Genomic DNA, 24930 nt, shown 5'->3' with positions numbered 1-24930 from the left:
GAGTCAAACGCGCCAGGGCGCTCGCGTAATTCTAGCTCGCCGCCAACTCTGCGGCTTCTTCTACATCAACGGTCACCAAACGCGAGACACCGGGCTCATGCATCGTCACACCCATGAGCTGATCTGCCATTTCCATGGTGATTTTGTTGTGAGTAATAAAGACGAACTGCACCTTTTCAGACATTTCTTTGACCATACGTGCGTAACGGCCCACGTTAGCATCATCCAATGGCGCATCGACCTCGTCCAACATACAAAATGGCGCGGGGTTGAGCTGAAATATCGAAAATACCAACGCGATCGCGGTGAGGGCTTTTTCTCCACCTGAAAGGAGATGGATGGTGCTGTTCTTCTTTCCCGGTGGTTGCGCAAGAATAGATACCCCGGTATCCAGCAAATCCTCGCCTGTCATCTCGAGACTCGCTGCACCGCCACCAAAGACTTTTGGGAACAATTCCTGAAGGCCCGCGTTTACCTGATCAAAGGTGTCTTTGAATCGATTCCGGGTTTCTTTGTCGATTTTTCGAATCGCCGCCTCAAGGGTTGCGAGGGCAGACTCAAGGTCTTCATTTTGCGCATCGAGGTAACGCTTCCGCTCGGACTGTTGCTGATACTCATCGACTGCGGCGAGGTTGATAGGGCCCAATCTGGCAATACGATTAGCGTAGCGCTCCAACTCGCCTTGCCATGCTGACATATCTACCTCGTCGGGTAGTTCTGCAAGCAAGGTCTCAAGATTGCCGCCCAATTCTTCGAGCTGACCCTGCATCGTGTTTTGCTGATGCTCCAGACCTTGAACAGCAAAGCGCCGCGACTCAAGTTTCTCACGCAGGCTCGCAGCACGTTGCTCGATCTGCATTCGCTCTTGCTCCGCCTCGCGCAAGGTATGCTCTATATCTGCAAGAGCCTGACGAGCAGTCGTCAGTCGCGTTTCGGACTCAAGCCGGAGTGCTAACTGCTCTTCGAGGTTTTCTCGCAAACCTTCGAGGGGCTCGTCGTTTTCAAGGCGCGCGCCGCGCAAAGTCTCAAGACGCTCGCCGAGACGCTCAACCTGCTCTTTGCTACGAACCAGCGCGCTGCGAATCGTCTCACTCTGCGTAACCAATGATTGATGGCGGAGCGCGGCCTGATGAGATGCGTCACGACTTTGGTGCGCCTCGCTACGAACGGCATCCAGGGCACTGCGCAACCCATCGCGCAGTGCCAGCCTGGCCTCTCGATCTGCCGTATTCCCATCCATCGTTTCGATAGCGGATGAAAGCTTGTTGCGTGCTTCGCCAATAGCACTTTGTTCCTGTTCGAATTGAGCGCGCAGTTCGGTCACCTCGTGATCGAGACGCTCTCGACGTGCAAGGACCTGCTCCTGCTTGGCTTCCTCGGCGCGCACCCGGGACAAAACATCCGATCGTGTTCGAGCCGCGTTATCTGACTCCGCGCGTGTGGCTTTGAGCTGCTGCTCCGCAGTCGCCAGACGCTCTTCACTGTTAGCAAGATCGGACTTTGCCGCTAACTCTGCTTCGCTAAGCTGTTCAATTTCCGAACTCAGCGCCTCCAGTTCCTGCTGCCGGGCAATCAGACCTGATTCACTTTCGCCCCCTTTGAGTGAGCGGATCCAGTTACGACCGAACCATCTCCCATCGGGAGTGATAAGAGACTCACCAGGATCAAGGGACGCACGATTCGCCAAGGCTTCGGCGCTCGTCTCGACGCAGCGAACGCCGGCCAGCAACCCACGCGCGCCACTTTCGCCACGAAGTTTCGCTGCGAGTGAGTTCTCTGCGTAAGCGGTGTTGGCAGATGCCTCGAACAGGGTCAGATCACCGCTTGCCAATTCACCCAGTGCGCCTTCCAATGAATCGACGCTGTCAACACACACACCTTGTAAAGCGCTGCCCAGCACCACTTCTACCGCGTGCTGCCACCGCTCCTCAACGTGCAGGTCATCCAATAGACGAGGGTTATCACTAAGACCTCTTTGACGAAGCCAATCACCAACTTTGCCCCCTTCCGCGCGCTCTTTAGCTGCCTGCTGAAGAGCCTCCAGCGAAGCTTCCCGGCCGCGTTGTATCTGCAAGCTGGATCTAACCGTGTTGAGCTCTTCCTGCCGTTCACGGCGCTGGCTGCGCAGCTGCGTAACATCGCCCTCAAAGCCCTGGAGCTTTTCGGCGAGCTCCTCTGTCACCTGATTGGCAATCTCTAACTCACCGTGCAGACCATTCAGAATCTCGACAGCTTCGCCGTCGTTCTGCGACGCGCGCTCCTGATCCAGCTGCTCGAGGCGCTTCTGCAGACGTGTCAACGAGTGCTCAAGGTGTTGTATGCGCGACTGCTGCACCTCGGCCTGCTGCCGGGGAACTGCGGCCTTTTGATTAAACTCGTCCCAATCCGTCTGCCAGGACTGCATCTTGGCTTCAGCATCCGCCAACGCTGCACTGGCGCTCGCAGCAGTACTGCGCTGTGACTCAAGAGCTGGCCCCAAAGTCGCCAGCTCCTCTTCCCAGCCAGCCAGGCGGTCGCCGTCTTCTTCAAGATGCGCCTTTGCCTGCTGCAGCCCAACCTCGGTGCTCCGCAAGTCGTCGTTAATCTGTTCAGCTTTCTCGCCCTGGTAACGGATCTCCTGTTCAACGCGGCTTACCTCGGCACCAATGGCATAGAAACGCCCCTGCACCTCTACCAACGCGTCGTTGCGTTCACTGTGGGTGAGACGATGCTGTTCCAGAGCCGTGTCCACGCGCTGTTGGTCCGCATACACCGCTTCCAGGCGCACTTCGTGCTCGCCAACTTCGTGCGCGGCCGCGGCGTGCTGTGCCTGAAGATCGCGTAGCTGCGCCGCCATCAACTGCTGCTTGAGAGCACGCTCTTCAGCCTTCAGGTTTTTGTACTTCTCTGCCGCCTGTGACTGCCGCTGGAGGTGTTGTAGTTGCCGCTCCAGCTCGTCGCGCAGATCGGTTAAACGCTCGAGGTTTTCGAGGGTGCGACGCATCCTCGACTCAGTTTCTCTGCGCCGTTCTTTATACTTGGATATACCCGCTGCTTCTTCGATAAAAATCCGTAGCTCTTCCGGCTTGGATTCAATCAGGCGTGAAATCATGCCCTGCTCGATGATCGCGTAACTGCGCGGCCCAAGACCGGTGCCCAAAAAGATATCGGTGATGTCTCGTCGTCGGCACTTGGTGCCGTTTAAAAAGTACTCGGACTGCCCGTCTCGAGTTACCTGACGCCGAATACCGATCTCGGCGTAGCTTGCATACTCACCTCCAACACCGCCATCGCTGTTGTCGAATACCAACTCAATGGATGCCTGGCCCACGGGCTGACGGTTGCCCGATCCGTTAAAAATAACGTCGGCCATTGATTCTCCGCGAAGGTTCTTCGCAGAGCTCTCGCCCATTACCCAGCGAACGGCATCAATAATGTTGGACTTTCCGCAGCCATTGGGCCCAACGACAGCGCTCATATTGCTTGGGAAGTGCACAGCAGTGGGATCCACGAAGGACTTGAAGCCTGCCAGCTTAATAGACTTTAGACGCATCTAACTTTAACTTTCCTTCGTAAATGCATGATTCATATGGGTATTTATTATATTTTATGGGTGCGCGCTTGCAACTATGTACACATTCTGACCACTAGATATAGTGTATCTGCTTTGCGGGAATAACACTATGCCCGATGAGCAATAGGCTCAATCACCCTGACCAGCGGCTTTCCATTCGATCTGAATAACCGCATCGTCGCCTCCTGCAGAGATTGGCTCCGCAGCTCCCGTATAGGCAGCGTTCGCTGCACCGGGCTGCCCATTCAGTGAGATCTGGGCTGAAACGACGACCTCCCCGGCCTCACTAAGCAATTGGCCCGCCATGGAATCGCCATCACTCAAGCGAAAGCTGATGGGAAGCTGCGCTACCTGCAAACGGCGCACCGCAATGGGCATACCACCTGCCGCGCCAGCGGGCCGTGCGAACACGAAAACACTAGTCTGTGGATCCAAAGCTTCTCCCTCTGGAAGCGACAGAGAAACGGAAATACCCGATGTGGACTGAACCAGCTCCTCAGTTGGCGCAACCGAGGATGCGAGACCACCGCGCTCCTGAGCCACCGCTATTGCCTGAGCAAGCATTTCATATCCCGGAGAGCCCGCCTCCTCCTGTGCCTGAAGCCTGCTCCAGTAATTTACAGCGGTACCGAAAGCGCCCACCTCAAAAGAGGCCATACCCAGCAAGCCCAAGGCAGTACGCTGCCCCGGATCCACAGCCAGCGCACGTTCCGCCAGTAGCTGAGCTTCTTCATCTAACTGCCTATCCGATGCCAGAAAACGTGCTTGCGCAGCCATGGCCAACGCTTGTGGGTCCTCCGGAGCCTTCTCAGCGAGGAGAGCAAAACTCTCCATGGCTGCCGGGAAGTTTTCACCGGCCATATACAGTTGCCCAAGGAGACCCAGGTATTGGAGGTTATCTTCACGGGCGCGGCTTCGCTGTGCGATACGAGAGAGAAGCGCTTCTCGCGTAGCGTCAGAATCCTCAGGCGTGAGCTGACTCAGCTCCTCGTAGATCAGCACGTCTTCCATCGAACCCGTTTGCTGGTAGATCAGCCCCGCAACTAGCATCACCGAAACGAGCAGCACAAACCCCAGTCGCCTGACACCAGAATCATTGAGCTCAGCCGCTACGTCTCCTGCCCCGGCGTCTTCCAGAAGGCGTAAGCGAGCATCATCGAGGAGCTGCGCATCTTCACCCTCAAGCTCTCTTTCGCGCTGTACATACCAACCCAGGTTGGGGTCGCTGGCATCAGCGGCGCGAGGTGCGCTGCTTTTACGAAACAATAGGAGTCCCGCTGCAATGAGGCACAGTACAGTAGCCCCGAAAAGAAACCCCGTCATGGAGTATTACCCTTACCGCTAATCATCTGCTCCAGCCGCTCACGCTCTTCTTCCGTGAGAGGCTCCTCACTGGGCTTGGCACCACCCCGGCCCCTTCGCAGCAGCAAGAAAAGCAATACAACACCCGCGGCAAGCATGAGCGCAGGGGCTAGCCAAAGCCACATGGCCGCACCGCGAGTATCTGGCCGATAACGGACAAACTCACCGTAGCGGGCCACCATATCGTCAAGAATAGCCTCGTCAGTTGCGCCTTCCTCTAACTGTGCATAAACAAGGGCGCGAAGGTCCTGGGAAATGGGTGCGTTGGAGTCCGCGATATTCTGATTCTGGCACTTGGGGCACCGAAGCTCCTGGCTCAGGGCTCGGTAGCGCTCTTCCAGTTGCGGGCTCGAAAACTCGTAAGTCTCTATGACGGCAAGGCTCGGTGTTGACCACAGAGCACTCAACAGTAACGCGACGATGCCAAAGCGCATGGGGAAAACCTCTTTAAACATCAGGAGTCGCTTGGCGTTGCCAGCGCGTCATAAATAGCCTTTAAACGCCCCGTCCACACACGCTCGTCAATGACACCCACGTGGCGGTAGCGAATCACACCTTTGGCGTCGACGAAGTAGGTCTCCGGTGCACCGTAGACTCCAAGATCAAGACCCAGGGTGCCTTGAGCATCCACTATGCTGTCACGATAGGGATCACCCAGCTGTTCCAGCCAGCCCCGCGCCGCTGTTGAATCGTCCTTGTAGTTCACCCCGTAAATCAGCACCCCCGTATCAGCTAAGCGCTGGAGATAGGGATGCTCGACGCGACAAGAGATACACCAGGTCGCCCAAACGTTGAGCAGCAAGGGCGCCCCCACAAGATCAGCGTCTGTCAAAGGTTGCTCATCACTGAGTGCAGGCAACGTAAACGCTGGGAGAGGCTTATCAATGAGTGCCGAAGGGAGGGCTTGAGGATCCAGAGACAAGCCTCGAAAAAGCAGCACGGCCAGAAGCAAAAACAGACCTAGAGGGACAAACAGTTTAAGCCTGGACGACATTCGATGCCCCCGACACACTGCTGCCCTGAGTTACCTGACGGCGGTAGCGGCGATCCGTCACGGTGAGCAAGCCTCCCGCTCCCATAAATATCGCGCCCAACCACATCCATCGCACCATAGGTTTGTAATGCAAGCGTATTGCCCAGGCCCCTTCATCACCCACGGGCTCCCCCATGGCCACATAAAGATCTCGAAACAAACCGCCATCGATAGCTGCTTCGGTCATGACCGAACCTGACGCCAGATAGCGACGCTTTTCTGCAAGCATCGTGCTGACTTGTTGGGTATCTCGATACACCTCGAAGCGAGCGCCGTCGGCTAGATAGTTCGCGCCGCGCAGACGCACTGTCTCTATAAACTCGAAGCGATAACCCGCAAGGGTTTCTGAGTCTCCCGGCGCCATACGTAGATCGCGTTCGATGCTGTACTGAGATGTCGCAATGACACCAATAATTGCCATCGCAAAGCCACAATGAGCCATAACCATGCCCCAGTAACTGGGGGACTGGCGACGCAGGGCTCGCAGCACACTGGAGCTGTTGCGCGAGCGTTCACGAAAATCCTGAACGAGCCCGGCAAGCAACCATCCCGCCAGCACGACCGCCAACGCGACCCAAAGGTTGTAGCCCTGGTCACTCAAAAGAGGAAGACTGACACCGCAGGCGAGAACCACAACCGCGGGCACAAGCATGCGGCTGCGCCAGCGATAGACACTGTCATCACGCCATTTGGAGATAGGCCCCACACCCATAAACGGCACCAGGCAGGCCATGAGGGGAACAAACACAGCGTTGAAGTAGGGAGCACCCACGGAATACTTGCCCTGCCCTAGAGCGTCCATCAACAAGGGAAACAGTGTTCCAAAGAGTACTGTCAGAGTCGCCACGAGAAACACAACGTTGTTGACAAGCAACAGTGACTCTCGAGAAACCGTTCCAAAACCGATGCGACTCCTCACCGAGGGCGCGCGCACCGCATAAAGGGTAAGAGAACCGCCTACGACCAGTGCGAGAAAGACCAGAATAAACAGTCCACGCTCGGGATCCGCTGCAAACGCGTGTACCGAGGTAAGGACACCGGAGCGCACTAAAAACGTCCCTAGGAGACTCAGAGAAAAGGCAAAAATAGCCAGAAGCACCGTCCAACTCTTAAACAGGCCCCGCTTCTCTGTCGCGGCAAGAGAATGAATAAGCGCGGTGCCCGCTAGCCACGGCATGAACGACGCATTCTCTACCGGATCCCAAAACCACCAACCGCCCCAACCAAGTTCGTAGTAGGCCCACCAGCTGCCCAGCATAATTCCCAGGCTCAAAAACGCCCACGCGACATTCGTCCACGGCCTCGACCACCGCGCCCAAGCGGCATCAAGACGGCCTCCCATGAGGGCCGCCACCGCGAAGGCAAACGCGACACTGAAGCCCACGTATCCCATATAGAGCAGAGGGGGATGGATGATTAGCCCCGGATCCTGCAGCAAGGGGTTGAGATCGTTGCCATCGGCGGGAACCCCTGGCAACAGGCGTTCAAACGGATTCGATGTGAAGAGCGAGAAAGAAGTAAAACCAACGCCGATAAAGCCCATAACCGACAGAACACGAGCGAGCATCACCGTAGGTAAGCCCCGGCTGAAGGTAGCTACCGCTGCAAGCCAGAACGACAAAATAAGCACCCATAGGAGCAAGGAGCCTTCATGGTTCCCCCATACGGCGGAGAATTTATAAATAGGGGGTAACAGGCTATTGCTGTTTGACGCGACGACCTTCACGGAGAAGTCGTCTTGTAAAAAGGCGATAGCCAAACAGACGAAGCTAATCAGGCAAAACACCGTTACCGCAGTCGCGAGTGTCGGTGCCAAACGCATGGCGGCGTAGTTACCCCGCCATGTCCCCCACAACGGAACAATCGTCAAAGCAACGGACATCAGGAGGGCGATGACCAGAGCAAAGTGACCCAACTCAGGAATCATTGACTGACTCCAGCGGTGGCGCTGTTCTTCAACGCCTCGGCGACTTCCGGGGGCATGTAGTTCTCGTCATGCTTTGCCAGAACTTCATCGGCGCGGAGGACACCGTCCGCGCCGAGACGTCCAGAGGCCACCACACCCTCTCCTTCAGCAAAGAGATCCGGAAGAATACCCTCGTAAACCACCTCAACCGTCGCTCGATAATCCGTTACTGAAAAACGCATTTCCAGGGACGTATCGGAGCGCTGAACGCTCCCATCGACGACCATCCCTCCCACACGGATGGGGGTGTCTACAGGAGCCTTCCCTGCGGCGACTTCAACCGGTGGATAAAACAGGTTTATGTTTCCACGCAGGGCGTAGGTAGCAAGCCCAATTGCCGCCGAAGAGAACAGCACAATACTGAGAACCACCCAAAGGCGTTGCTTGCGGACTGGATGCATTAGTTCAGGATAACTCCACGCTAGAGGCTGACTCAGACTGCTGCCGACGGCGGTACTCGCCCCGCAACTCTCGTAGCAAGCGTCGTTTTCGAAGGACGGGCGCCATGATAAGCATTGCAATCACCGCCAGGCTTAACCCATAGGCCGCCCACACATAGGGACCATGTCCGTCCATTGCTAAGGCTGCACTGACGCTATCAAAGTACATGTCAGCCGCCCTCTCCTACCAAACGCTGTACCCAGCCGGTGCGACGCTCTCGATGCAATATCTCCGCACGCATATTGGCAAGCAAAGCGCAGGTAAATAACAGGTAGAACGACACGATACACAGCAGTAACGGGTAGAGCATGCTGGGGTCTATGGTGCTCTCGCCGGTAAATTTGATGGATGCGGGTTGATGGAGGCTGTACCACCAATCCACAGACTTGTAGATGATGGGAATGTTTACCGTGCCCACCAGAGCCAGAATCGCACAGGCTCTCGCCGCCGCGGCCTTGTTGTCGTAGGCCTCGTAGAGCGCCATGACGCCCAGGTATAGAAACAACAGTATCAACATTGAGGTGATTCTTGCGTCCCACACCCACCAGGTGCCCCAGGTGGGCTTACCCCATATAGAGCCGGTCACCAGAGCCACAAAGGTCAGTGCCGCCCCTACTGGAGCTGCCGCCAACATGGCGACGTCCGCCATTTTCATCTTCCAAACCAAACTTACGGCGCCAGCAATAGCCATGACGTAATAGCCAGCCAAGGCCACCACGGCGGCGGGCACGTGGATATAAATGATTCGGTAGCTATTGCCCTGCCGAAAGTCGGGGGCTGTATAAAGCAGTCCCCACACCACCCCTATTCCAAGCGCGACGAGCGCCAGCGGCAAAAGCCAGCGCAAAATGCTACCGGCGATGCCGTAAAGCCAAGGGGGAGAACCCAACTTATGAAAGAACGTCCACATGCTCGAATTATACTCGGGGCCAACAGTGGGAACAAAGTAAACGGAGCCTTAATGGCAGCAGAAAGGACAGCAGGACACCCGCCGCAGCCTCAGGCATCCGCTGAGATTCTTAGGGCTGCCGCAACCGCTGCCGGCCCCAAAGCTAGCGCCAGAGAAAACATCGCTCCCAACAACGCCAGATAAGGCCCATAGGCCAGCCCATCAACCGCCGCTCGCACCGCCCCTGCACCGAAAATAAGAACCGGCATGTAAAAGGGTGTTACCAGAAAAGCCACCAACATTCCCCCGCGGCGCAAACCCACCGTAAGTGCGGCTCCGATCGCGCCCAAAACGCTCATAACCCCGGACCCCAGTGCCAACGACGCCATCAGCACAAGCACGCCCGATGGGGGCAAACCAAGCATGAGGGCAAAAAGTGGCGACAGCAGCGCAAGAACCAAGCCGCTGATCATCCAATGTACTAAAAGATAAGGCATGACCAGGAAGTAGAGAGCTTGGTCAGCAATTAATAGCTGATCGAGGGATCCATCGTCGTAATCACTTTGAAAAAGCGTCTCGGCGCCTAACATGTTAGCCAAAAGCGCCACGATCCAGAGAATCCCTCCGGCAAACAACGACAGCGTTTCCGGAGACGGGCCCAGGCCTAAAGGAAACAACACAACGACAATAGCGAAAAACAGCGCCGGATTGAGAAGCTGCACGGGGCGCCGTAAAGCGAGGGTTAGCTGACGCCGGAGCAATGCTGTGTAAACTCCGGCATTGTTTCCGGACGTCATTGGGCTGCCCCGGCAGCGATTTCCAGTACACGAGCATTCACCGTCGCATCGAGCATCTGGTGTGAGCTCAGTAATACCGCACCACCGCGCTCCGCGTGCGCGATAAAACGTTGCTGCAAACGCTCCACGCCCTTCGTGTCAATCGCCGTGAATGGTTCATCAAGCAACCACAACGGCCGCTGACTAAGATACAAGCGCGCAAGATCTACCCGACGTTGTTGCCCGGCAGACAGTTGTCCCGCGGGAACATCTTCGTAGCCAAAGAGACCGACCTCGGCGAGGGCCGCGTCGATCGCTGCGTCATCGGGAAAAGCCTCGCCCGATGGATGCCAGTGAAGGTTTTCCCGTGGGCTGAGAAGCCCTTTCACCGCGCTTTGATGTCCGAGATATAAACAAGCGGCATGCCGTTGCACCTGCCCATCAAAACCGTAGCGCGACAAACCCGCCAGCATGCGCAACAAACTCGTTTTGCCCGCACCGTTTTCCCCCCGAAGATGCACGATATCTCCCGCACTAAGAGAAAAGGAAAACCGCGAAAATAGCTGACGACCACCTCGCTCAATCCCGAGGTCGGCTGCTTCGAGCAGGATTGATGCGCTCATGCGTTAAAGGTTTACCGCGTTGATTCGCGAGAACGCCGCCTCAAACTCTTCAGACTGGATCGGGTCTGCCGCATTTAAACTAGCGAAGTCGAACAAATCGCGATCTGCCAATTGCGAGGGAGACACGTTGCTAATAGCCTTAAAAATCGTCTCGGTGCGTCCCGGATACTGGCGATCCCAATCGACAAGCATTTTCTTAATGGCCTGACGCTGCAAATTATCCTGCGATCCACACAGGTTGCAGGGAATAATAGGGAAAGCCATTTCCTGAGCGTAACGCTCAAGATCAGCTTCTTTGCAGTAGGCCATCGGCCGAATAACCACATTCTTGCCATCATCAGACAGGAGCTTCGGAGGCATAGCTTTCAGGCTTCCACCAAAAAACATATTGAGGAACAGGGTCTCTACAATATCGTCTCGATGATGTCCCAGCGCTATGCGGGTCGCACCAATTTCTTCAGCAAAGCCATACAAGGTCCCCCGTCTTAGGCGAGAGCACAGGCCACAGGTCGTCTTGCCCTCAGGAATGACGGACTTCACTACGCTGTAGGTGTCTTTTTCGAGGATGTGGTACTCGATATTTTGCTTATCCAGATACGCTGGAAGTATCTCCGGTGGATACCCCGGCTGCTTCTGATCCATGTGCACGACAATGAGCTCAAAATCCACAGGCGCGCTTCGCTGAAGGTTTTGCAAGATATCGAGCATTGCGTAGGAGTCTTTGCCGCCCGACAAACACACCATGATGCGTTCGCCATCGCGAATCATGTCGAAATCTACAATCGCCTGTCCGACCTGACGTCGAAGGCGCTTATGCAGCTTATTGAACTCGGTTTTGGAGCGTCGCGGGTCGCGGTTCATCGCGATGAAAACCCTGTTTGGAACACGCGCGCATGGTACTCGTCCAGCGCTGGGGAGGTCCAGCACCGCTTATCAGAGCAACTTGTCTTTTTCGGGCGTAATGCCGACAATGCGCGGCGTAATTTTTCCCCTAGTTCCAACACCAGAGGTTTCCTATGAAAGCACCTGTTCGCGTCACAGTCACCGGCGCAGCCGGCCAAATTGGCTACGCACTCCTTTTCCGTATCGCGTCTGGCGCTATGCTGGGTGACGATCAACCCGTCATTCTGCACCTTTTGGATATCACCCCGGCCATGGATGCCCTCGAGGGTGTTCGCATGGAGCTGGACGATTGCGCCTTCCCACTGCTGGCCGGCATTGTCTGCACCGACGATCCCAATGTGGGCTTCAAGGATGCTGATTACGCTCTCCTCGTAGGTGCTCGCCCTCGCGGCCCTGGCATGGAGAGAAAGGACTTATTAGAGGCCAACGCCGCGATTTTCTCGGTACAGGGCAAGGCCATCAACGATCATGCAAGCCGCGATATCCGTGTTCTGGTTGTGGGCAACCCTGCCAACACTAATGCGCTTATCACACAGCGGAATGCTCCAGACATTGACCCACGTAACTTCACGGCCATGATGCGGCTGGATCACAACCGGGCAAAAACCCAGATTGCGCAAAAGCTTGATGCCCCGGTCACAGCAGTTAGCACAATGACTGTGTGGGGAAATCACTCTGCCACCCAATACCCAGATCTCCACCACGCCACAGTCAACGGCAGCGTCGCGGTAGATGCGGTAGATCAACAGTGGTACGAGGACGATTTCATTCCCACCGTACAGCAACGTGGTGCGGCCATCATTAAGGCGCGAGGCGCGTCCTCTGCGGCGTCCGCCGCTAACGCCGCCATTGATCACATGCGCGACTGGGCACTCGGTACCGCCGATGGAGACTGGGTTTCTATGGGTGTTTATTCCGATGGCTCCTACGGCATCGCTGAAGGACTGATCTACTCCTTCCCTTGCCGCTGCAGTGGCGGTGATTGGAGCATCGTGCAGGGCCTTGAGGTAAATGACTTCAGCCGTGGGCGAATGCAGGCTACAGAGCAGGAGCTCACAGAAGAGCGTGATGCGGTTGCAGATCTTCTTCCGTAAGTAACGGCTTCGCTCACCTATGACTCAAGCCGCCAGCCAACGGGCCTACCACCACGGAAACCTGCGTGCGGAGTTACTCGAAGAAGCCGTCGAGCAGCTCCGTCACACTCCCGCAGAGCAACTCAGTCTGCGGGCCGTGGCACGTGCTCTTGGCGTTTCTCAGACAGCCCCCTACCGACATTTCAGCGGTAAGGAAGCCTTGCTCGCCGCGATCGCTACCCGAGGGTATCGAGAGCTTCTCGATCTACTGGGAAGCGCACGCGATGCGGGGGGCGATAGCGCCTCACAACAACTGAGGCTGGTCGCACGGGCTTATGTCGATTTCGCTGAGACACAGGAGCAGATATTCAAGTTGATGTTTGGGCCGCTGGTACAGCCCAGCGCTGATTACCCCGAATTACGGGGTGTTAGTAGAGAAACGCTGCTTCTGGTGCAGTCGATCTTGCAGCACGGAATGCACAACGGCGAGTTTGAAGAGCAAGATGTAATCTATCTTGCGAATGCTTCCTGGGCCGGTATCCACGGTGTGGCCACCCTGCGCGTGGACACTCCAGGCTTATACAGCAAGCACATCGACCTGTTGCGGCAGATCGATGTCGCTGTGAACGCTTTCATAAACGGGATACGTCGACGAGACAACTAGCGCCAGATAGATTCCGCAGCGGTACGACGACCATCAGGCATCACGCAGCACCTCGGCAGGAGCCACCGACACCACACGCCTGCAGTTCCACAAACCCAGTCCACCGATCAATGCCGCAGCGCCTGCCAGCGTTGGAAACCACAAAGCCGGCGTTGGCGTGTAAGGCAGTTCCAGTACAAATCGTTGTAAAGCCCAGAATGCTCCTTCCGCTGCGGTGATAGCCAGCAACCCTGACATCACACCCAGGGTTAGAAACTCGATCGCAACACCACCCAGAATATGTGCGCGCCCTGCCCCGAGAGCTCTTAGCAAGGCGCTCTCCCGTAAACGAGAATCAGAGGTGGCCTGTACGCCGGCAATGAGTACTAAAATCCCCGCCAACAGAACAAGACCCAATACCAGCTCAATCGCAGCAGATACCTGCCCCAAGGTGCTCCTTAGCTGGGCCATGATTGCATCGATCTCCAGCACCGTCGCCGTAGGGTGCTGTCGTAACAGATCGTTGAGCAGCGATTTTTGTTCAGGCGGCAAGTAAAAGCTCGTCATATACGTCACGGGGTAACTCTCGAGGAGACCAGGCGGGAACACCATGAAAAAGTTGGGCTTGAAGGACTCCCAATCCAGGGACCGCAGGCTGGTTACAGTGACCGTAAATTCAGCAGCACCGATACGAATGTCTACCTGATCGCCTAAAGCCATTCCGTAACGCTGGGCAAACTCCGCCTCAACGGACACCGCCGCAAGTTCTCCGGATTGCCACCAGTCACCCTCAACAAGTTCATTGCCATCGGGGAGCTCAGCAGACCACGTGAAATTTACTTCGCGCTGGGAGGGAGCATCTTCTTCCTCGGGCTCTATGGGCAGAGCCTCACCTGCGACACCCATCAATCGCCCACGCAGCATTGGGTAGAGTCGCTCCCGCTCTACCTGACGATCGTCAAGCAAAGTACTTACGGAACCTAGCTCATCGGGCGCCAGGTTGAGCAAAAAGTGATTGGGAGCGCCCGCGGGTAACTGCTGCTGCCATCCCTCCAATAACGAGGTTCGCAGAAGCCCCAACAGAAGCAGCAACATTATTGCCACGGCAAACACTACGAGCTGCAGCGCATTCCCCAGGCCGTGACGCTGCAAACTCGCCAGCGCGAGACGCCAAACACTGCCAGCCTGCATGCCCAGAGCTCGGCCCCCGCGAAGCAGTGATAGAGCCACCAGTCCGCCCACAACAGTCACGGCTACAAGTCCACTCAACACGATGAGCGTCAGCTGCAGATCTGCGCTGTACCACCACATCAACAAAACCACAGCAAGCAAGCCCAACACGTAGTCTCTCGGCTCGCGGGTGTCGTGTAGCGGCATATCGCTGCGTAGTACACGCAGAGGGCTGATATCCGTGAGTCTACCCAGAGAAGGCCAGGCAAATACGCCAACGCAAACCAGCGCCGTAACAGCGCCTATAAAATACGGTCTTGGCTGAACAAGTGACGGCATCACCGTCAGTTGCTCGGCGAAAGACTGCAAAGCCGCGACCTGAAGCACCCAGGCAAGGAGCCATCCCAGGAGTAAAGAAATCAACCAACTCAATGCGAGCGTAGCTGCGTAGAGACGTTTGACCCGAGTGGAGTCTGCCCCCAAACTTTTGAGCAGAGCCACGTAGTTTTGATGTCTCTCCGCGTAACGCCGCGCGGCAAGCCCCACCGCCACGCTGGCTAAGATAACCGCAAGACTGCCAGCCAGGAGTAAAAACCGTTCTGCACGAGCAAGGGCACGACCCACCGCAGGCTGGGAGGTTTCCACGCTTTGTAGTCTTTGTCCGGGTTCGATTGCCTCTTCCAACCAAAGCCCGAAGGCTTCCGCTGCCTCTGGCTCGCCGGCGTAAAGGTGGCGATAGCTCACTCGACTTCCGGGCTGAACGACTTGCGTCGCCGGAATATCAGCGCTGTTAAGCATCACTCTGGGACCGACTCCCAAAAATCCGCCGGCCCGATCCGGCTCTCCGCGAATCGCGGCAGCCACTATGAATTCGGCTTCACCAATCCCCACGCTGTCGCCAACTTTCAGCTCCAGTAGCGCGAAAAGCCTCGGTTCGATCCATACCGAGCCTCGGGGCGGTGCACCGCGATGCTCTCGTAAATCGCCATAGGGTGTGTCGCTGAGTCTCAAAGCGCCCCGCAAGGGGTAGGCTTCGCTCACAGCCTTGACCGACGCGAGGACCATTCCGTCATCGCCACCGTAGAGCATCGAAGTAAAATTGAGCGTTTGCGCTGAGTCCATGCCCCGCGCCGACGCCTCATCAAGCCAGTCAGCAGGCAGTGGCCGCGCGTCGCGCACCACAAGATCGGCGGCAAGAAAGCTATGGCTCTCTTGGCGCAGTGCCGATTTGAGGGCCGCCGCGAATCCACTGATTCCCGAGATCATGGTCACGGCCAGCACAAGCGCGCCTAAAAGAACACCTAACTCGCCGCCGCGCCAATCGCGGACAAGCATCCGAAGCAGTAACGTCATATCAAGCGGTCTCTACTTCATGAAGTTCACCGCTGTCCATTTGCAGTTGGCGAGCACAGCGCTTGGACAGCTGCAAGTCGTGGGTCACCAGAACCAGCGTAGTACCCTCTTCCTTATTGAGCCCAAACAATAGATCGGTTATGCGCTCACCCGTGGCTCGATCAAGGTTGCCGGTCGGTTCATCAGCGAAAAGAATTCTAGGGGATCCCGCAAAAGCCCTGGCGATGGCAACGCGCTGTTGCTCGCCTCCCGACAGTTGTCTGGGGTAGTGATCCCGTCGATCGGCAAGCCCGACACGCTCGAGAAACTCTGCCGCGCGCTCGCTGGCACTACGATCTCCCTTTAACTCCAGGGGAAGCATTACGTTTTCCAGTGCCGTCAACGCAGGGAGTAACTGAAACGACTGAAATACGAAGCCGACATCGCGCCCACGCAATGCCGCTCTGCCGTCCTCACTGAGCGCCTGTAAGTCCGTGCCGTCGATGCGCACATGGCCATCGGTCGCGGTGTCCAATCCAGCCAACAAGCCGAGTAGTGTCGATTTTCCGGAACCCGAGGCGCCGATAATGGCTACGCTCTCCCCCGACTTGATTTCGAGGTTAATCCCTTTCAGTATCGCAAGCTCCCCCTCTGCCATGGGTACCCGCTTGCCAAGATTTTCTGCAGTTATCATTTGTGCTCCTATGTTGCACGCTTTACGCGTGGGCTTGCTGCTTGGATTGGCACTGATACCCGCAAGCTGGCCTGCTAACGCGAGCGATTCGACGAGCGTGCCTGTCGAGGAGCCCGGAAGTCCGAGAGTGCTGGTATTAGGCGATAGTATCAGCGCGGCCTACGGCATGTCCCTTGAACAGGGATGGGCTGCCCTTCTGGAGCGACAATTGAAGGAAACATGGGATGACAGTCAAGTGATTAACGCCAGTATCAGTGGGGATACCTCCGCGGGGGGCCTGCGTCGCCTGCCTGACCTGCTGGAAGAGCACCGCCCTGATCTGGTGGTCATTGAGCTTGGAGGCAACGATGGCTTACGCGGATACCCAACCCAGAAACTGGAGGCTAATCTCACGGAGATGGCTGAACTGGCTGCACAAGTCGGCGCTGACGTTCTTCTCCTGCCCATGGAGATACCACCGAATTATGGACCGCGCTATACCCGCTCCTTTCGTGAAAGCTTTCAGCGCGCAGCGAGCAACACCGATTCAACTCTGGGGCCTTTTCTCCTCGAAGGCATTGCAACGGATCCAGCGCTGATGCAGGACGACGGCATCCACCCGACGGTAGAAGCGCAGCCGATGATCACGCGGATTCTCCAGCCGGTGATTGAAGAACTTCTGGGGCAGCACACATCCTCATGAGCCAACGAGAACAGACTGCGCTTCAGGCGCGGCTCTACAAGATAATTTTTGGCACAGACACTCCGTCGGGAAAGTGGTTCGACCTCGTACTCATATTTGCCATTCTCATCAGCGTGGGAGTCATCATCCTTGATTCTCTGGCAGATGTTCATCGAGACCACGGAGAACTACTCCAACGGATTGAGTGGGGTTTTACACTCCTTTTCACGATTGAGTACCTTGTGCGTATCTGGATTGCGCGAAACCGTCGAGCCTATCTGTTCAGCTTCTACGGAATCATCGACTTCCTGGCGATTTTGCCGAGCTATCTGGCGATCCTGGTGCCTCAGACGGCGCCCTTGCTGATCATCCGGCTGTTGAGAGTGCTACGCGTATTCAGAGTGCTTCGCTTGGTGGGCTATCTCCACGAGGCTAACCAGATTGCGGGGGTGATGCGCAGCTCCTGGCGACAAATTTTTGTATTTTTCTCCATCGTGATGACCATCATTGTCGTGTTTGGCTGCCTGATTTACGTATTGGAAGGACCAAACAATGGCTTTGAAAACATACCCGTGAGTGTTTACTGGGCGATCGTAACCGTAACCACCGTTGGCTACGGCGATGTAGTGCCGGTCACGCCTGCAGGACGCGCTATATCGTCCATGGCCATGCTGGTAGGTTATGCCATCATCGCGGTGCCAACCGGGATATTCACTGCCAACATTCTGGAAAAACGTCAGCGCGACCGCACCCCACTCAACTGCCCTCAGTGCTCTCGGGCAGGACATGAAGAAGACGCTCGCTACTGTCGCCACTGTGGCAGCTCCCTTCGAACGGACAGCGACGATTAACCGCAAGGTTTAGACAGAAGCCAAGATCAGCGAAGGCATTTGCAATGCTAGACGTCTTTCTATATCGATAGAGTTCTAAAAGGAGTACTAAAACGAGCACTAAAACGAGTGCTAAGAGGAGCTCCAAAAAGAACTCCGCGGCTAACTATCCAGCCGGTTTCTGCGATAGCCGTTCGACGATGTAGCTGCCCAGTAAACGAAACTCCGTTTGTCGCGGCGTTTTCTTCCGCCACATCAATCCAATATCACGCTTAACCTCTGGGTCGGCAAAGGGCGTTATCATTACATCAGGGCTCGCGAGCGCTCCAGCCGTGACCGCCATCCCCGGCACCAAGGTGACTCCAATGCCACTGGCAACCATCTGCACCACCGTAGTAAGGCTCGTCGCCTGATACGGCACCTTGTATTCACTACCTCGCAGCTTGCAGGCCTCAAGGGCGTGATCGCGCAGGCAGTGGCCATCCTCGAGCAACAACAATTCCTGTCCCTGGAGACTGCCGGTATCGAGATCGCTTTGAGCTGCCAAGGGATGATCCAGGGGAGAAGCAAGGTAAAACGGATCGTCAAACAGATGCATACTTTCCACGCCCTCCGCCGCCACCGGCAGCGCGAGCAGGAGTAAATCGAGTTCACCGCGGTGTAGCGCTTCGATAAGGGGTTCGGTCAAATCCTCGCGAATAAAAGGTGTGAACTCCGGGTAGTCACTGCGCAGAGCCTTCAGCAAACCCGGTAGTAAAAACGGAGCAATCGTCGGTATGACTCCAAGGCGCAAACGTCCACTCAGGGGTTCCGCGGACGCCTGACAGAGCGCTACGAGATCCTCAACATCCAACAGCAGGCCCCTGGCTCGTTCAACTACCTCCTCACCCAAACCGGTCAGCACGAGACTGCGGTTGTTGCGCTCCAATAGAGACGCTCCCAGGACCTCCTCGAGTTCGAGAATTCCCGCGCTCAGCGTGGATTGAGACACGTGGCAGGCCTTGGCAGCGCGACCAAAATGCCCGTGCTCGACAACGGAGCACAGATAGCGAAGCTGCTTGATGGTGGGATGTCTACTCATGAATTCTGCTTTGGTACCAGAACCCAAAAGATAGCAGAGTTCGCCGAAAATGGATGCCCATTGACGGTTAATCCTCTACGAATGCCGCTATAATCAACCCATGGATCTAATCGTTTTTGACCTCGACGGCACCCTTCTCAACAAGTCGTCGAAGATATCAGCCTATACACGGGAAACCCTCCGACGACTCACCGCTCGGGGTATCGCTTATACCGTGGCTACGGGGCGCGCCCTGCACGGCGCCATAGATATCTTGGACGACCACGGATTTTTGCTGCCACAGATATACAAGAATGGCGTAATGATCTGGAACCCCGAGCTTGGCAGCTACAGTACAAGCCATGTTTTAACGCTGGACGAAATCGGACATGTCGCGGATGCCTTCACCGAGAGAGACGTAACACCGTTCTTTTTCACTCTCGAGCCCGGTAACAAGCACGCGGCCTACCACCCTCCGTTAAGACAAAAAGCAGAGTACAAACTGGTCAAGAGTTTTGAGCGGGAACGGAATCTACCCGTGCGCCCGATAGCTGAGTTACCCGCCGATGCTGACATCACAAATATCAGCGCTATAGGTCCCGACACGGCCATCAATGCGGTCGCCGAGATGATTCAGGACGAAGAACAGCTAGTCGCCTACATGGGGATAGCCATTGAAGATCGCAGGCTCAACTGGATCGATATTCATCACCATTCGGGGAGTAAAGGCGGCGCGGTTGAGTCCCTGAAACAGGAGCTGGGCTTTAGTCGCGTCATTTGCTTTGGCGACAGCGATAACGATTTGAGTATGTTCGAAACCGCAGACGAGGCTTACGCGCCGGAAAACGCAAAAGACAGTATTAAGGCCGCCGCCACTGCGGTTATCGGACATCACGATGCAGATGGCATCGCCCGCTTCCTAAGAGAACGTTTTGATCTCTGATTAGTCACTCCGGATGCGAGGGGTCACCTGTCTCCTGCTCTTGATGACCACAGCTGATGACCAAGCCTGTGCGATTTATCCCTCTGTTCTTGATAGACTCGGCATTCCGTATTAGGTGCCCAACGGGAAATCAACGCTATGGTTTTACTGGTCGCAGGTATTTTACTTTTTACCGGAACTCATCTCTTTTTAAGCCTTGCACCAACCAAGGTGAGCGCTGCCAGGGAAAGTATGGGTGAGAACGGGGTAAAGTCTTTGATTACCGTTTTCACTATCGCGGGTATGGTTCTGATCGTTCTGGGCTGGCGAGGTAGCGAGAGCACCTGGCTGTACACAACACCCTCTAGTATTCGAGGAGCCGCTACCGGCTTGGTGGTTCTGGCACTTTACTTGTTTGTAGTTTCCAATCGACCATCCGCAATCAAGCGTGTTGTTCGTCACCCCCAGTTAAGCGGCGTGCTGGTTTGGGCAGTAGCGCATTTACTGCTCAACGGTGACTCTCGCTCTTTACTGCTGTTTGGAGGGATGGGACTTTGGGCTGTTCTGGAGATTCTGCTGATTAATCGCCGGGATCCCGCCCCGGAAAAACCCACGGCGCCGGGCTTGATATCAGAGCTAATTACTGTCGCGATCACTCTGGGCGTTGTTGCGCTCATTGTTTGGGCGCACCCTTGGCTGGCAGGCGTTCCCGCGATCGCCAGTTTCTAGAAATCTAAACAGATAGCCCTAATGCGCGATATAATGTCGCGCCTGCATAGCTCTTAGTTCTACACCGCTTCTCCAACTCGCGTATAGCCGCATTCATCGTTTTAGGAACTCTCTCATGGCTGTTAAGACGCCACTTTCTCGCGACAGTAATCCGCTGTCTGAGGCCGAAGCTTTACGGGAGCATATCAATCGCGCCCTCGCGACCAGTCCTCCTTCGGGTCTCGAAGAGAAACTGATTTACCGTTTGTCCAAGTTTTGGTTTCGCCCCGAGCTTCACAACACCGATCGCCTGCCCGACCGCCCCTGCCTGTTTATTGGAAATCATGCACTCTTTGGGCTGGATGGCTTCGTCATTCTCCCTGTGCTGCTGGAAGAATACGGACGGTTTTTGCGCCCCATGGGAGACAAGTTTCTCTTCTCTCAACCTGGCGTTGCAAAGACGCTGCTGCGCCGCGGCGCTACCATGGGGCACCCAGATGTTGCCCGGGCTCTGATGGCCCACGATCAGGACATCCTGGTTTTCCCCGGCGGCGCCCATGAGGCAGTAAAACCCAGCCGGGATCGTTACCAGCTGCAATGGAAAGAACGCCTTGGTTTTATTCGTCTGGCCGCAGAGTTCGGGTATACGATCGTGCCCTTTGGCCTCGTGGGTCCTGATGAGTTCTACGAGTATCTTCTTGATAGCGAGCAAGTCGTCAAGCTCTTAAAGCAATACGGATTCTGGTCGGACAACATGCGACCCGATGCGATTCCGCCCTTGCTCCGCGGCGCTCTCGGAACCCCTCTACCGAGACCTCAGGCAAGCTATCTTAGCTTTGGTGAGCCTCTAACCCTGCCGCCACCGACAAAACGGGCGCCAAGTGTGAAGCAACTAAGGGCATGGCGTTCGACCGTTGCCGAACGCATTGATCAGGAAATTGCCGATATGCTTTTACGTCGAGAGCAGTCCAGACACACCCTGGGCATTCTTAGACGACTAGCCAACGTTTAGAGAGTTCGTGCTGATGTAGCTTCGGCAGATTAATGACTAGCTACTCAGCCATCACCTTTGCAAGGCGTTCCGGGTTCCGCCAACGAGTGCCCAATACACGCCAGAGATACAGCAGAGCATTGGTAATCAGCATGCTTACAAAAACCCACCAGCTCACCAATGGTCCGAGCTCCCAAACAACAATCACAAATACCTGCACGATAAGCGTGAGTACGTGAACGATCACTGAGGCTATCAACAGCCAGCGCGTATCCCCCGCACCGCGCAGGACACCGCTGCATACCAGAATCAAAGCATCGGCCACTGCGTAGGTCGCCAGACCGATCATCATCGGAGCACCCACTGCCAGAATTGGCGAGAAGTCTTGCCCGGGCGTGGCAAAAATTTCTAGCAAGGGCTCTCGCCATATCACGAACATCAGCCCCATAAGGCCAGAGTAGGTCACAGCGATCACAAACCCCGAGGCAATCACCTCGTTGGTCTTTGACATATCACCAGCGCCAACGGTGCGGCCTACCATGCTCATTAGCGCGATATTCAGTCCCATGAGCGGCACGAACGACAGCATGTCCCAATTAAACACGATTGCCATAGCAGCCCCTTCGGCCACTCCGTAGGACTGAAACAACAGTAAAAACACGTTGAAGGTGCCCATACCAATGAGTACCTCAAACCCTGAGGGTAAGCCAAGGCGTAGATAGCGACGCATAATTCCCGGCGAATAGATAAACGACTTCCGAATGTGGAAGCGCCGCGCATGAATGGGATTGAAGTAAAACAACAGATAAATCGCTATGGAAAGGATGCACGCGATCACGGTCCCCAGGGCAGCACCGATTATCCCCATCTCAGGAAGACCAAAGCGTCCAAAGATGAGTACATAGCTCAACGGGATGTTCAAAAAGACGCCAATTAGATCCGCGATCATAACCACCCGAGGTCGAGCTACTCCAGAAAAATAGGAAGCCAACACGGTCTTAATGAGAAAGAAAAAGCTACCCATGATGAAGGTCAGAAAATACGGCTTTTCGAGCGCAACGAGCTCGGGCGCGTGGCCCATCCACTCGAACATCGACAGCATCGGCCATGCCATCAGCAGCAGCAGGGGCATGGCTAGTACACAAAGAATGATGCCCTGAGTTACAACGCGGGGGCAGCTGCGCATGTCTCGACGGCCAAAATACTGAGCAACCATAGCGTTGCCGTAAGCGGCTATACCGTTAAAAAAACACAGACAGACCCAGAAAGATACGCCACCCCCGAGAGAGGCGGCTACATGCACGGGGCTAATTCGCGATAGAAAAAAACGGTCCGCGAAGGACATTAGGGCGAGCGCACCCTGCGACACCACCATCGGCAGTGCCAGTAAAAACAACCTGTTGAGTGTTGATCGAGTGAACCACATAGCGCCCTGCCATTCGGTGGGCGCGTAGTCTACTCCTGTAGGCGCTTATACCGTGAACAAAGAATGAATCAGAACGAGATCAGGACTCTCGCTGGGAGACCCCGAGTTTCTCCAAGTTGGCAATCATGTCTTCCGCAGAAGTGCTGGGCTTCACCGCAGTGTCTATATGGGAAATCACGCCATCAACATCAATGTAATAGGTGTAGCGACGGGCGAAGCCCCTGGTGAAAACCTCATAGGCCTTGGCCACCTCGCCATCAGGGTCACTTAACAGCGGAAAGTCTGCTTCGGTTTCATCGGCGAACTCAGCGTTCTTCTCCACCGGATCCGTACTCGCCATGAAGTAAGTTACGTCGAACTTTCGGATGCTGTCGCCGTTCTCTGCCAGACTCTTACATTCCACCGTGCAGCCTGAGGTAAATGCGCGAGGAAACCATGCCAAAACCACTGCCTGCTTGCCGCGAAAATCAGCCAACTGATACGTTTTGCCATCTGAGGCTTCGAGGGTGAAGTCTGGGGCCATATCGCCCACTTTTAGTTCAGCCTTCGCAAACATGGACGAAACGCTGAGAACCAAAACGCACAACGCGCGAAGAGAAAAAGCTCCAAAATTTTGCATAACAACTTACTCCGGGATAAAAACAGGGTTTCCTGGGTTACGCTCGACCGATAGCCCCATAGATGTGACGATCAAAATGTGAGTCCTTTGTACGCGAGAATGTGACCTCAGATCACTTTCTGGCAGCCTTAGTCAGCCGCGACAGGAGGCCACTATGAGTATTGCGCACTTCACAATCTGGGATATTAACCCTTTACCTTATGGGCTCTTGCCGTTAACTTCAGGTTTGCGTAGAGGTAGTGCGTAGCAAGCTGTCGGGCTGGTCCATCTATGAGCATGGGATCATTAGCACAGACAGCACACAACGAATCAAATCTCCGGGTAGATTCACTCAGAAACACATAGATTTATACACGATACAGACACAAGACAAAGGAATAGTCATGCGAACAAAAGCACTTATTGGCGTAGTTGCCACATCTGCCCTCCTCCTTACGCTGGGCGGCTGCAGTAAAGAAGATATGGACAAGGCCAAGAGCACCGCGGAAGAAGCGGCTGAGTCAGCGTCAGAAATGGCCGAAGGTGCTATGGACAAGGCTGGCGATATGGCCGACAGCGCTGCTGAAGCGACCAGCGACGCCATGGAGTCTGTAGGCGATGCGGCAGAAGGTGCTATGGAGTCAGCCGGCGAAATGGCTGATGCCGCCGGTGAAAAAATGGGCGATATGGCAGATGCTGCCAGCGACAAAGCGGGCGATATGATGGACGACGCCAGCGATGCCGCCGAAGGCATGATGGATGACGCAGAGGCCGGCGCTAAAGACATGATGGAAGACGCTGAAGCCGGTGCTGAAGACGCCATGAAGAAGATGGGCGAAAGCTAAGTCGCTCCGACCGCTGCGCTAGGCGGCGGTCACTCATTCAAGGCGCAGGTTCTTTACACTGGCTACAGCTTGCGCTGCGAGCCGAGTTCTGCGCCTTGAATCACCTCGATACTGCAGTTCGATTAAAGTACCACAGCAGTACAACAGCAATACAACAGCAGTAAAAGCTAGGCAATTTCAAAGCGCGCCCCTATTACCATTTCTTACAGCGCCTGGAGCATCCAATGGACCTGTGGCCATATCGCTGGGACCATCTCCTTAGATACCGCTACATCGAAATCATCAGTTTGTGGGAAGGCCGTCTGACGACGGGGCACCTAACCCGTTGCTTTGGTATTGGCCGTCAGCAAGCCAGCAAAGATATTAATTTCTATCTTCGGGAAATCGCTCCCGGCAACATTTCCTACGACAAGTTTCTTAAGGGCTATCGC

The 24930-nt window shown here is 55.6% G+C and carries 24 protein-coding genes and 1 pseudogene; 9 read left to right on the top strand and 16 right to left on the bottom strand.

The window, feature by feature from the left end; translation table 11 throughout:
* Positions 1-31 precede the first annotated feature (31 nt).
* The 11 genes from smc to ttcA form a co-directional block, all read right to left on the bottom strand.
* The gene (gene smc, locus AB8B76_RS05175; RefSeq protein ID WP_405270929.1) at positions 32-3532 is read right to left on the bottom strand and encodes a chromosome segregation protein SMC; all 3501 of its coding nucleotides are present in this window, start codon (positions 3530-3532) and stop codon (positions 32-34) included.
* Between the two features lie 150 nt (positions 3533-3682).
* On the bottom strand, positions 3683-4876 hold the full coding sequence (locus AB8B76_RS05170) for a tetratricopeptide repeat protein (RefSeq protein WP_405270927.1): 1194 nt from the start codon (positions 4874-4876) through the stop codon (positions 3683-3685).
* Positions 4873-5370, bottom strand: coding sequence for a cytochrome c-type biogenesis protein CcmH (locus AB8B76_RS05165; protein WP_405270925.1), 498 nt, complete (start codon positions 5368-5370; stop codon positions 4873-4875). The genes AB8B76_RS05170 and AB8B76_RS05165 overlap by 4 nt, the downstream gene beginning before the upstream one ends.
* Positions 5370-5909 (bottom strand): DsbE family thiol:disulfide interchange protein, encoded by a 540-nt coding sequence (locus AB8B76_RS05160; RefSeq protein ID WP_405270923.1) that lies wholly within the window; start codon positions 5907-5909, stop codon positions 5370-5372. Before AB8B76_RS05160 ends, AB8B76_RS05165 begins: the two co-directional genes overlap by 1 nt.
* Positions 5893-7875 carry a heme lyase CcmF/NrfE family subunit gene (locus tag AB8B76_RS05155; protein WP_405270921.1) on the bottom strand — a complete coding sequence of 661 codons (1983 nt, stop codon included), beginning with the start codon at positions 7873-7875 and terminating at the stop codon, positions 5893-5895. Before AB8B76_RS05155 ends, AB8B76_RS05160 begins: the two co-directional genes overlap by 17 nt.
* The gene (gene ccmE, locus AB8B76_RS05150; protein WP_405270919.1) at positions 7872-8315 is read right to left on the bottom strand and encodes a cytochrome c maturation protein CcmE; all 444 of its coding nucleotides are present in this window, start codon (positions 8313-8315) and stop codon (positions 7872-7874) included. The genes AB8B76_RS05155 and ccmE overlap by 4 nt, the downstream gene beginning before the upstream one ends.
* 4 nt (positions 8316-8319) lie before the next feature.
* Positions 8320-8523: a heme exporter protein CcmD gene (gene ccmD / locus AB8B76_RS05145; protein ID WP_405270917.1), complete on the bottom strand. Its 204-nt coding sequence runs from the start codon at positions 8521-8523 to the stop codon at positions 8320-8322.
* Between the two features lies 1 nt (position 8524).
* Entirely contained in the window at positions 8525-9265 is a 741-nt protein-coding gene (locus AB8B76_RS05140) for a heme ABC transporter permease (protein ID WP_405270915.1), read from the bottom strand.
* 89 nt (positions 9266-9354) lie between these two features.
* Positions 9355-10041: a heme exporter protein CcmB gene (gene ccmB / locus AB8B76_RS05135; protein WP_405270913.1), complete on the bottom strand. Its 687-nt coding sequence runs from the start codon at positions 10039-10041 to the stop codon at positions 9355-9357.
* Positions 10038-10643, bottom strand: coding sequence for a cytochrome c biogenesis heme-transporting ATPase CcmA (gene ccmA / locus AB8B76_RS05130; RefSeq protein ID WP_405270911.1), 606 nt, complete (start codon positions 10641-10643; stop codon positions 10038-10040). Before ccmA ends, ccmB begins: the two co-directional genes overlap by 4 nt.
* Positions 10644-10646: 3 nt before the next feature.
* Positions 10647-11504 (bottom strand): tRNA 2-thiocytidine(32) synthetase TtcA, encoded by an 858-nt coding sequence (gene ttcA, locus AB8B76_RS05125; RefSeq protein ID WP_405270909.1) that lies wholly within the window; start codon positions 11502-11504, stop codon positions 10647-10649.
* A gap of 155 nt (positions 11505-11659) precedes the next feature.
* Here ttcA and AB8B76_RS05120 point away from each other — a divergent pair, with 155 nt between their 5' ends.
* Positions 11660-12640 carry a malate dehydrogenase gene (locus tag AB8B76_RS05120; protein WP_405270907.1) on the top strand — a complete coding sequence of 327 codons (981 nt, stop codon included), beginning with the start codon at positions 11660-11662 and terminating at the stop codon, positions 12638-12640.
* Positions 12641-12659: 19 nt separating this feature from the next.
* A complete protein-coding gene (locus AB8B76_RS05115; protein ID WP_405270905.1) occupies positions 12660-13283 on the top strand; it encodes a TetR/AcrR family transcriptional regulator in 624 nt (207 codons plus the stop codon).
* Between the two features lie 33 nt (positions 13284-13316).
* Here the strand turns inward: AB8B76_RS05115 and AB8B76_RS05110 are convergent, their stop codons facing one another.
* Together AB8B76_RS05110 and AB8B76_RS05105 are read right to left on the bottom strand one after the other, a co-directional pair.
* Positions 13317-15785, bottom strand: a complete 2469-nt coding sequence (locus tag AB8B76_RS05110) for an ABC transporter permease (protein WP_405270903.1) — start codon at positions 15783-15785, stop codon at positions 13317-13319.
* A gap of 1 nt (position 15786) precedes the next feature.
* Complete coding sequence (locus tag AB8B76_RS05105; RefSeq protein WP_405270986.1) at positions 15787-16470, bottom strand: ABC transporter ATP-binding protein; 684 nt, start codon at positions 16468-16470, stop codon at positions 15787-15789.
* Between AB8B76_RS05105 and AB8B76_RS05100 the strand changes: the two genes are divergently transcribed.
* Complete coding sequence (locus AB8B76_RS05100) at positions 16469-17140, top strand: arylesterase (RefSeq protein WP_405270901.1); 672 nt, start codon at positions 16469-16471, stop codon at positions 17138-17140. The genes AB8B76_RS05105 and AB8B76_RS05100 overlap by 2 nt on opposite strands.
* On the top strand, positions 17137-17970 hold the full coding sequence (locus AB8B76_RS05095; RefSeq protein ID WP_405270899.1) for an ion transporter: 834 nt from the start codon (positions 17137-17139) through the stop codon (positions 17968-17970). Before AB8B76_RS05100 ends, AB8B76_RS05095 begins: the two co-directional genes overlap by 4 nt.
* Before the next feature lie 145 nt (positions 17971-18115).
* Here the strand turns inward: AB8B76_RS05095 and AB8B76_RS05090 are convergent, their stop codons facing one another.
* Positions 18116-19030, bottom strand: a complete 915-nt coding sequence (locus AB8B76_RS05090) for a hydrogen peroxide-inducible genes activator (RefSeq protein WP_405270897.1) — start codon at positions 19028-19030, stop codon at positions 18116-18118.
* A gap of 100 nt (positions 19031-19130) precedes the next feature.
* Here AB8B76_RS05090 and AB8B76_RS05085 point away from each other — a divergent pair, with 100 nt between their 5' ends.
* From AB8B76_RS05085 to AB8B76_RS05075, 3 genes are all read left to right on the top strand, one after another.
* Positions 19131-19952, top strand: coding sequence for a Cof-type HAD-IIB family hydrolase (locus tag AB8B76_RS05085; RefSeq protein ID WP_405270896.1), 822 nt, complete (start codon positions 19131-19133; stop codon positions 19950-19952).
* 138 nt (positions 19953-20090) lie between these two features.
* Positions 20091-20660 carry an NnrU family protein gene (locus tag AB8B76_RS05080; protein ID WP_405270894.1) on the top strand — a complete coding sequence of 190 codons (570 nt, stop codon included), beginning with the start codon at positions 20091-20093 and terminating at the stop codon, positions 20658-20660.
* A 115-nt stretch (positions 20661-20775) separates the two neighbouring features.
* A complete protein-coding gene (locus AB8B76_RS05075; protein ID WP_405270892.1) occupies positions 20776-21651 on the top strand; it encodes a lysophospholipid acyltransferase family protein in 876 nt (291 codons plus the stop codon).
* 40 nt (positions 21652-21691) lie between these two features.
* Here AB8B76_RS05075 and AB8B76_RS05070 read toward each other — a convergent pair whose 3' ends face one another.
* Both AB8B76_RS05070 and AB8B76_RS05065 read right to left on the bottom strand, forming a co-directional pair.
* On the bottom strand, positions 21692-23056 hold the full coding sequence (locus AB8B76_RS05070) for an MATE family efflux transporter (protein ID WP_405270890.1): 1365 nt from the start codon (positions 23054-23056) through the stop codon (positions 21692-21694).
* A gap of 79 nt (positions 23057-23135) precedes the next feature.
* Positions 23136-23675: a peroxiredoxin gene (locus AB8B76_RS05065; RefSeq protein WP_405270888.1), complete on the bottom strand. Its 540-nt coding sequence runs from the start codon at positions 23673-23675 to the stop codon at positions 23136-23138.
* Positions 23676-24058: 383 nt separating this feature from the next.
* Between AB8B76_RS05065 and AB8B76_RS05060 the strand changes: the two genes are divergently transcribed.
* Complete coding sequence (locus tag AB8B76_RS05060; RefSeq protein ID WP_405270886.1) at positions 24059-24499, top strand: hypothetical protein; 441 nt, start codon at positions 24059-24061, stop codon at positions 24497-24499.
* Between the two features lie 224 nt (positions 24500-24723).
* Positions 24724-24930: pseudogene (locus AB8B76_RS05055) on the top strand (hypothetical protein); the annotation flags it as partial.

Origin of the sequence: Congregibacter sp., assembly GCF_045107095.1 — a bacterium.
Lineage (GTDB): Bacteria > Pseudomonadota > Gammaproteobacteria > Pseudomonadales > Halieaceae > Congregibacter.
The sequence above is the reverse complement of the archived record's forward strand: the minus strand, read 5'-3'. Positions and strand labels throughout refer to the sequence as shown.

What these genes read in the sequence shown, in the direction of transcription:
- smc (WP_405270929.1), bottom strand. Translation starts at nt 3,532, where the DNA reads ATGCGTCTAAAGTCTATTAAGCTGGCAGGCTTCAAGTCCTTCGTGGAT.
- AB8B76_RS05170 (WP_405270927.1), bottom strand. Translation starts at nt 4,876, where the DNA reads ATGACGGGGTTTCTTTTCGGGGCTACTGTACTGTGCCTCATTGCAGCG.
- AB8B76_RS05165 (WP_405270925.1), bottom strand. Translation starts at nt 5,370, where the DNA reads ATGTTTAAAGAGGTTTTCCCCATGCGCTTTGGCATCGTCGCGTTACTG.
- AB8B76_RS05160 (WP_405270923.1), bottom strand. Translation starts at nt 5,909, where the DNA reads ATGTCGTCCAGGCTTAAACTGTTTGTCCCTCTAGGTCTGTTTTTGCTT.
- AB8B76_RS05155 (WP_405270921.1), bottom strand. Translation starts at nt 7,875, where the DNA reads ATGATTCCTGAGTTGGGTCACTTTGCTCTGGTCATCGCCCTCCTGATG.
- ccmE (WP_405270919.1), bottom strand. Translation starts at nt 8,315, where the DNA reads ATGCATCCAGTCCGCAAGCAACGCCTTTGGGTGGTTCTCAGTATTGTG.
- ccmD (WP_405270917.1), bottom strand. Translation starts at nt 8,523, where the DNA reads ATGTACTTTGATAGCGTCAGTGCAGCCTTAGCAATGGACGGACATGGT.
- AB8B76_RS05140 (WP_405270915.1), bottom strand. Translation starts at nt 9,265, where the DNA reads ATGTGGACGTTCTTTCATAAGTTGGGTTCTCCCCCTTGGCTTTACGGC.
- ccmB (WP_405270913.1), bottom strand. Translation starts at nt 10,041, where the DNA reads ATGACGTCCGGAAACAATGCCGGAGTTTACACAGCATTGCTCCGGCGT.
- ccmA (WP_405270911.1), bottom strand. Translation starts at nt 10,643, where the DNA reads ATGAGCGCATCAATCCTGCTCGAAGCAGCCGACCTCGGGATTGAGCGA.
- ttcA (WP_405270909.1), bottom strand. Translation starts at nt 11,504, where the DNA reads ATGAACCGCGACCCGCGACGCTCCAAAACCGAGTTCAATAAGCTGCAT.
- AB8B76_RS05120 (WP_405270907.1), top strand. Translation starts at nt 11,660, where the DNA reads ATGAAAGCACCTGTTCGCGTCACAGTCACCGGCGCAGCCGGCCAAATT.
- AB8B76_RS05115 (WP_405270905.1), top strand. Translation starts at nt 12,660, where the DNA reads ATGACTCAAGCCGCCAGCCAACGGGCCTACCACCACGGAAACCTGCGT.
- AB8B76_RS05110 (WP_405270903.1), bottom strand. Translation starts at nt 15,785, where the DNA reads ATGACGTTACTGCTTCGGATGCTTGTCCGCGATTGGCGCGGCGGCGAG.
- AB8B76_RS05100 (WP_405270901.1), top strand. Translation starts at nt 16,469, where the DNA reads ATGTTGCACGCTTTACGCGTGGGCTTGCTGCTTGGATTGGCACTGATA.
- AB8B76_RS05095 (WP_405270899.1), top strand. Translation starts at nt 17,137, where the DNA reads ATGAGCCAACGAGAACAGACTGCGCTTCAGGCGCGGCTCTACAAGATA.
- AB8B76_RS05090 (WP_405270897.1), bottom strand. Translation starts at nt 19,030, where the DNA reads ATGAGTAGACATCCCACCATCAAGCAGCTTCGCTATCTGTGCTCCGTT.
- AB8B76_RS05085 (WP_405270896.1), top strand. Translation starts at nt 19,131, where the DNA reads ATGGATCTAATCGTTTTTGACCTCGACGGCACCCTTCTCAACAAGTCG.
- AB8B76_RS05080 (WP_405270894.1), top strand. Translation starts at nt 20,091, where the DNA reads ATGGTTTTACTGGTCGCAGGTATTTTACTTTTTACCGGAACTCATCTC.
- AB8B76_RS05075 (WP_405270892.1), top strand. Translation starts at nt 20,776, where the DNA reads ATGGCTGTTAAGACGCCACTTTCTCGCGACAGTAATCCGCTGTCTGAG.
- AB8B76_RS05070 (WP_405270890.1), bottom strand. Translation starts at nt 23,056, where the DNA reads ATGTGGTTCACTCGATCAACACTCAACAGGTTGTTTTTACTGGCACTG.
- AB8B76_RS05065 (WP_405270888.1), bottom strand. Translation starts at nt 23,675, where the DNA reads ATGCAAAATTTTGGAGCTTTTTCTCTTCGCGCGTTGTGCGTTTTGGTT.
- AB8B76_RS05060 (WP_405270886.1), top strand. Translation starts at nt 24,059, where the DNA reads ATGCGAACAAAAGCACTTATTGGCGTAGTTGCCACATCTGCCCTCCTC.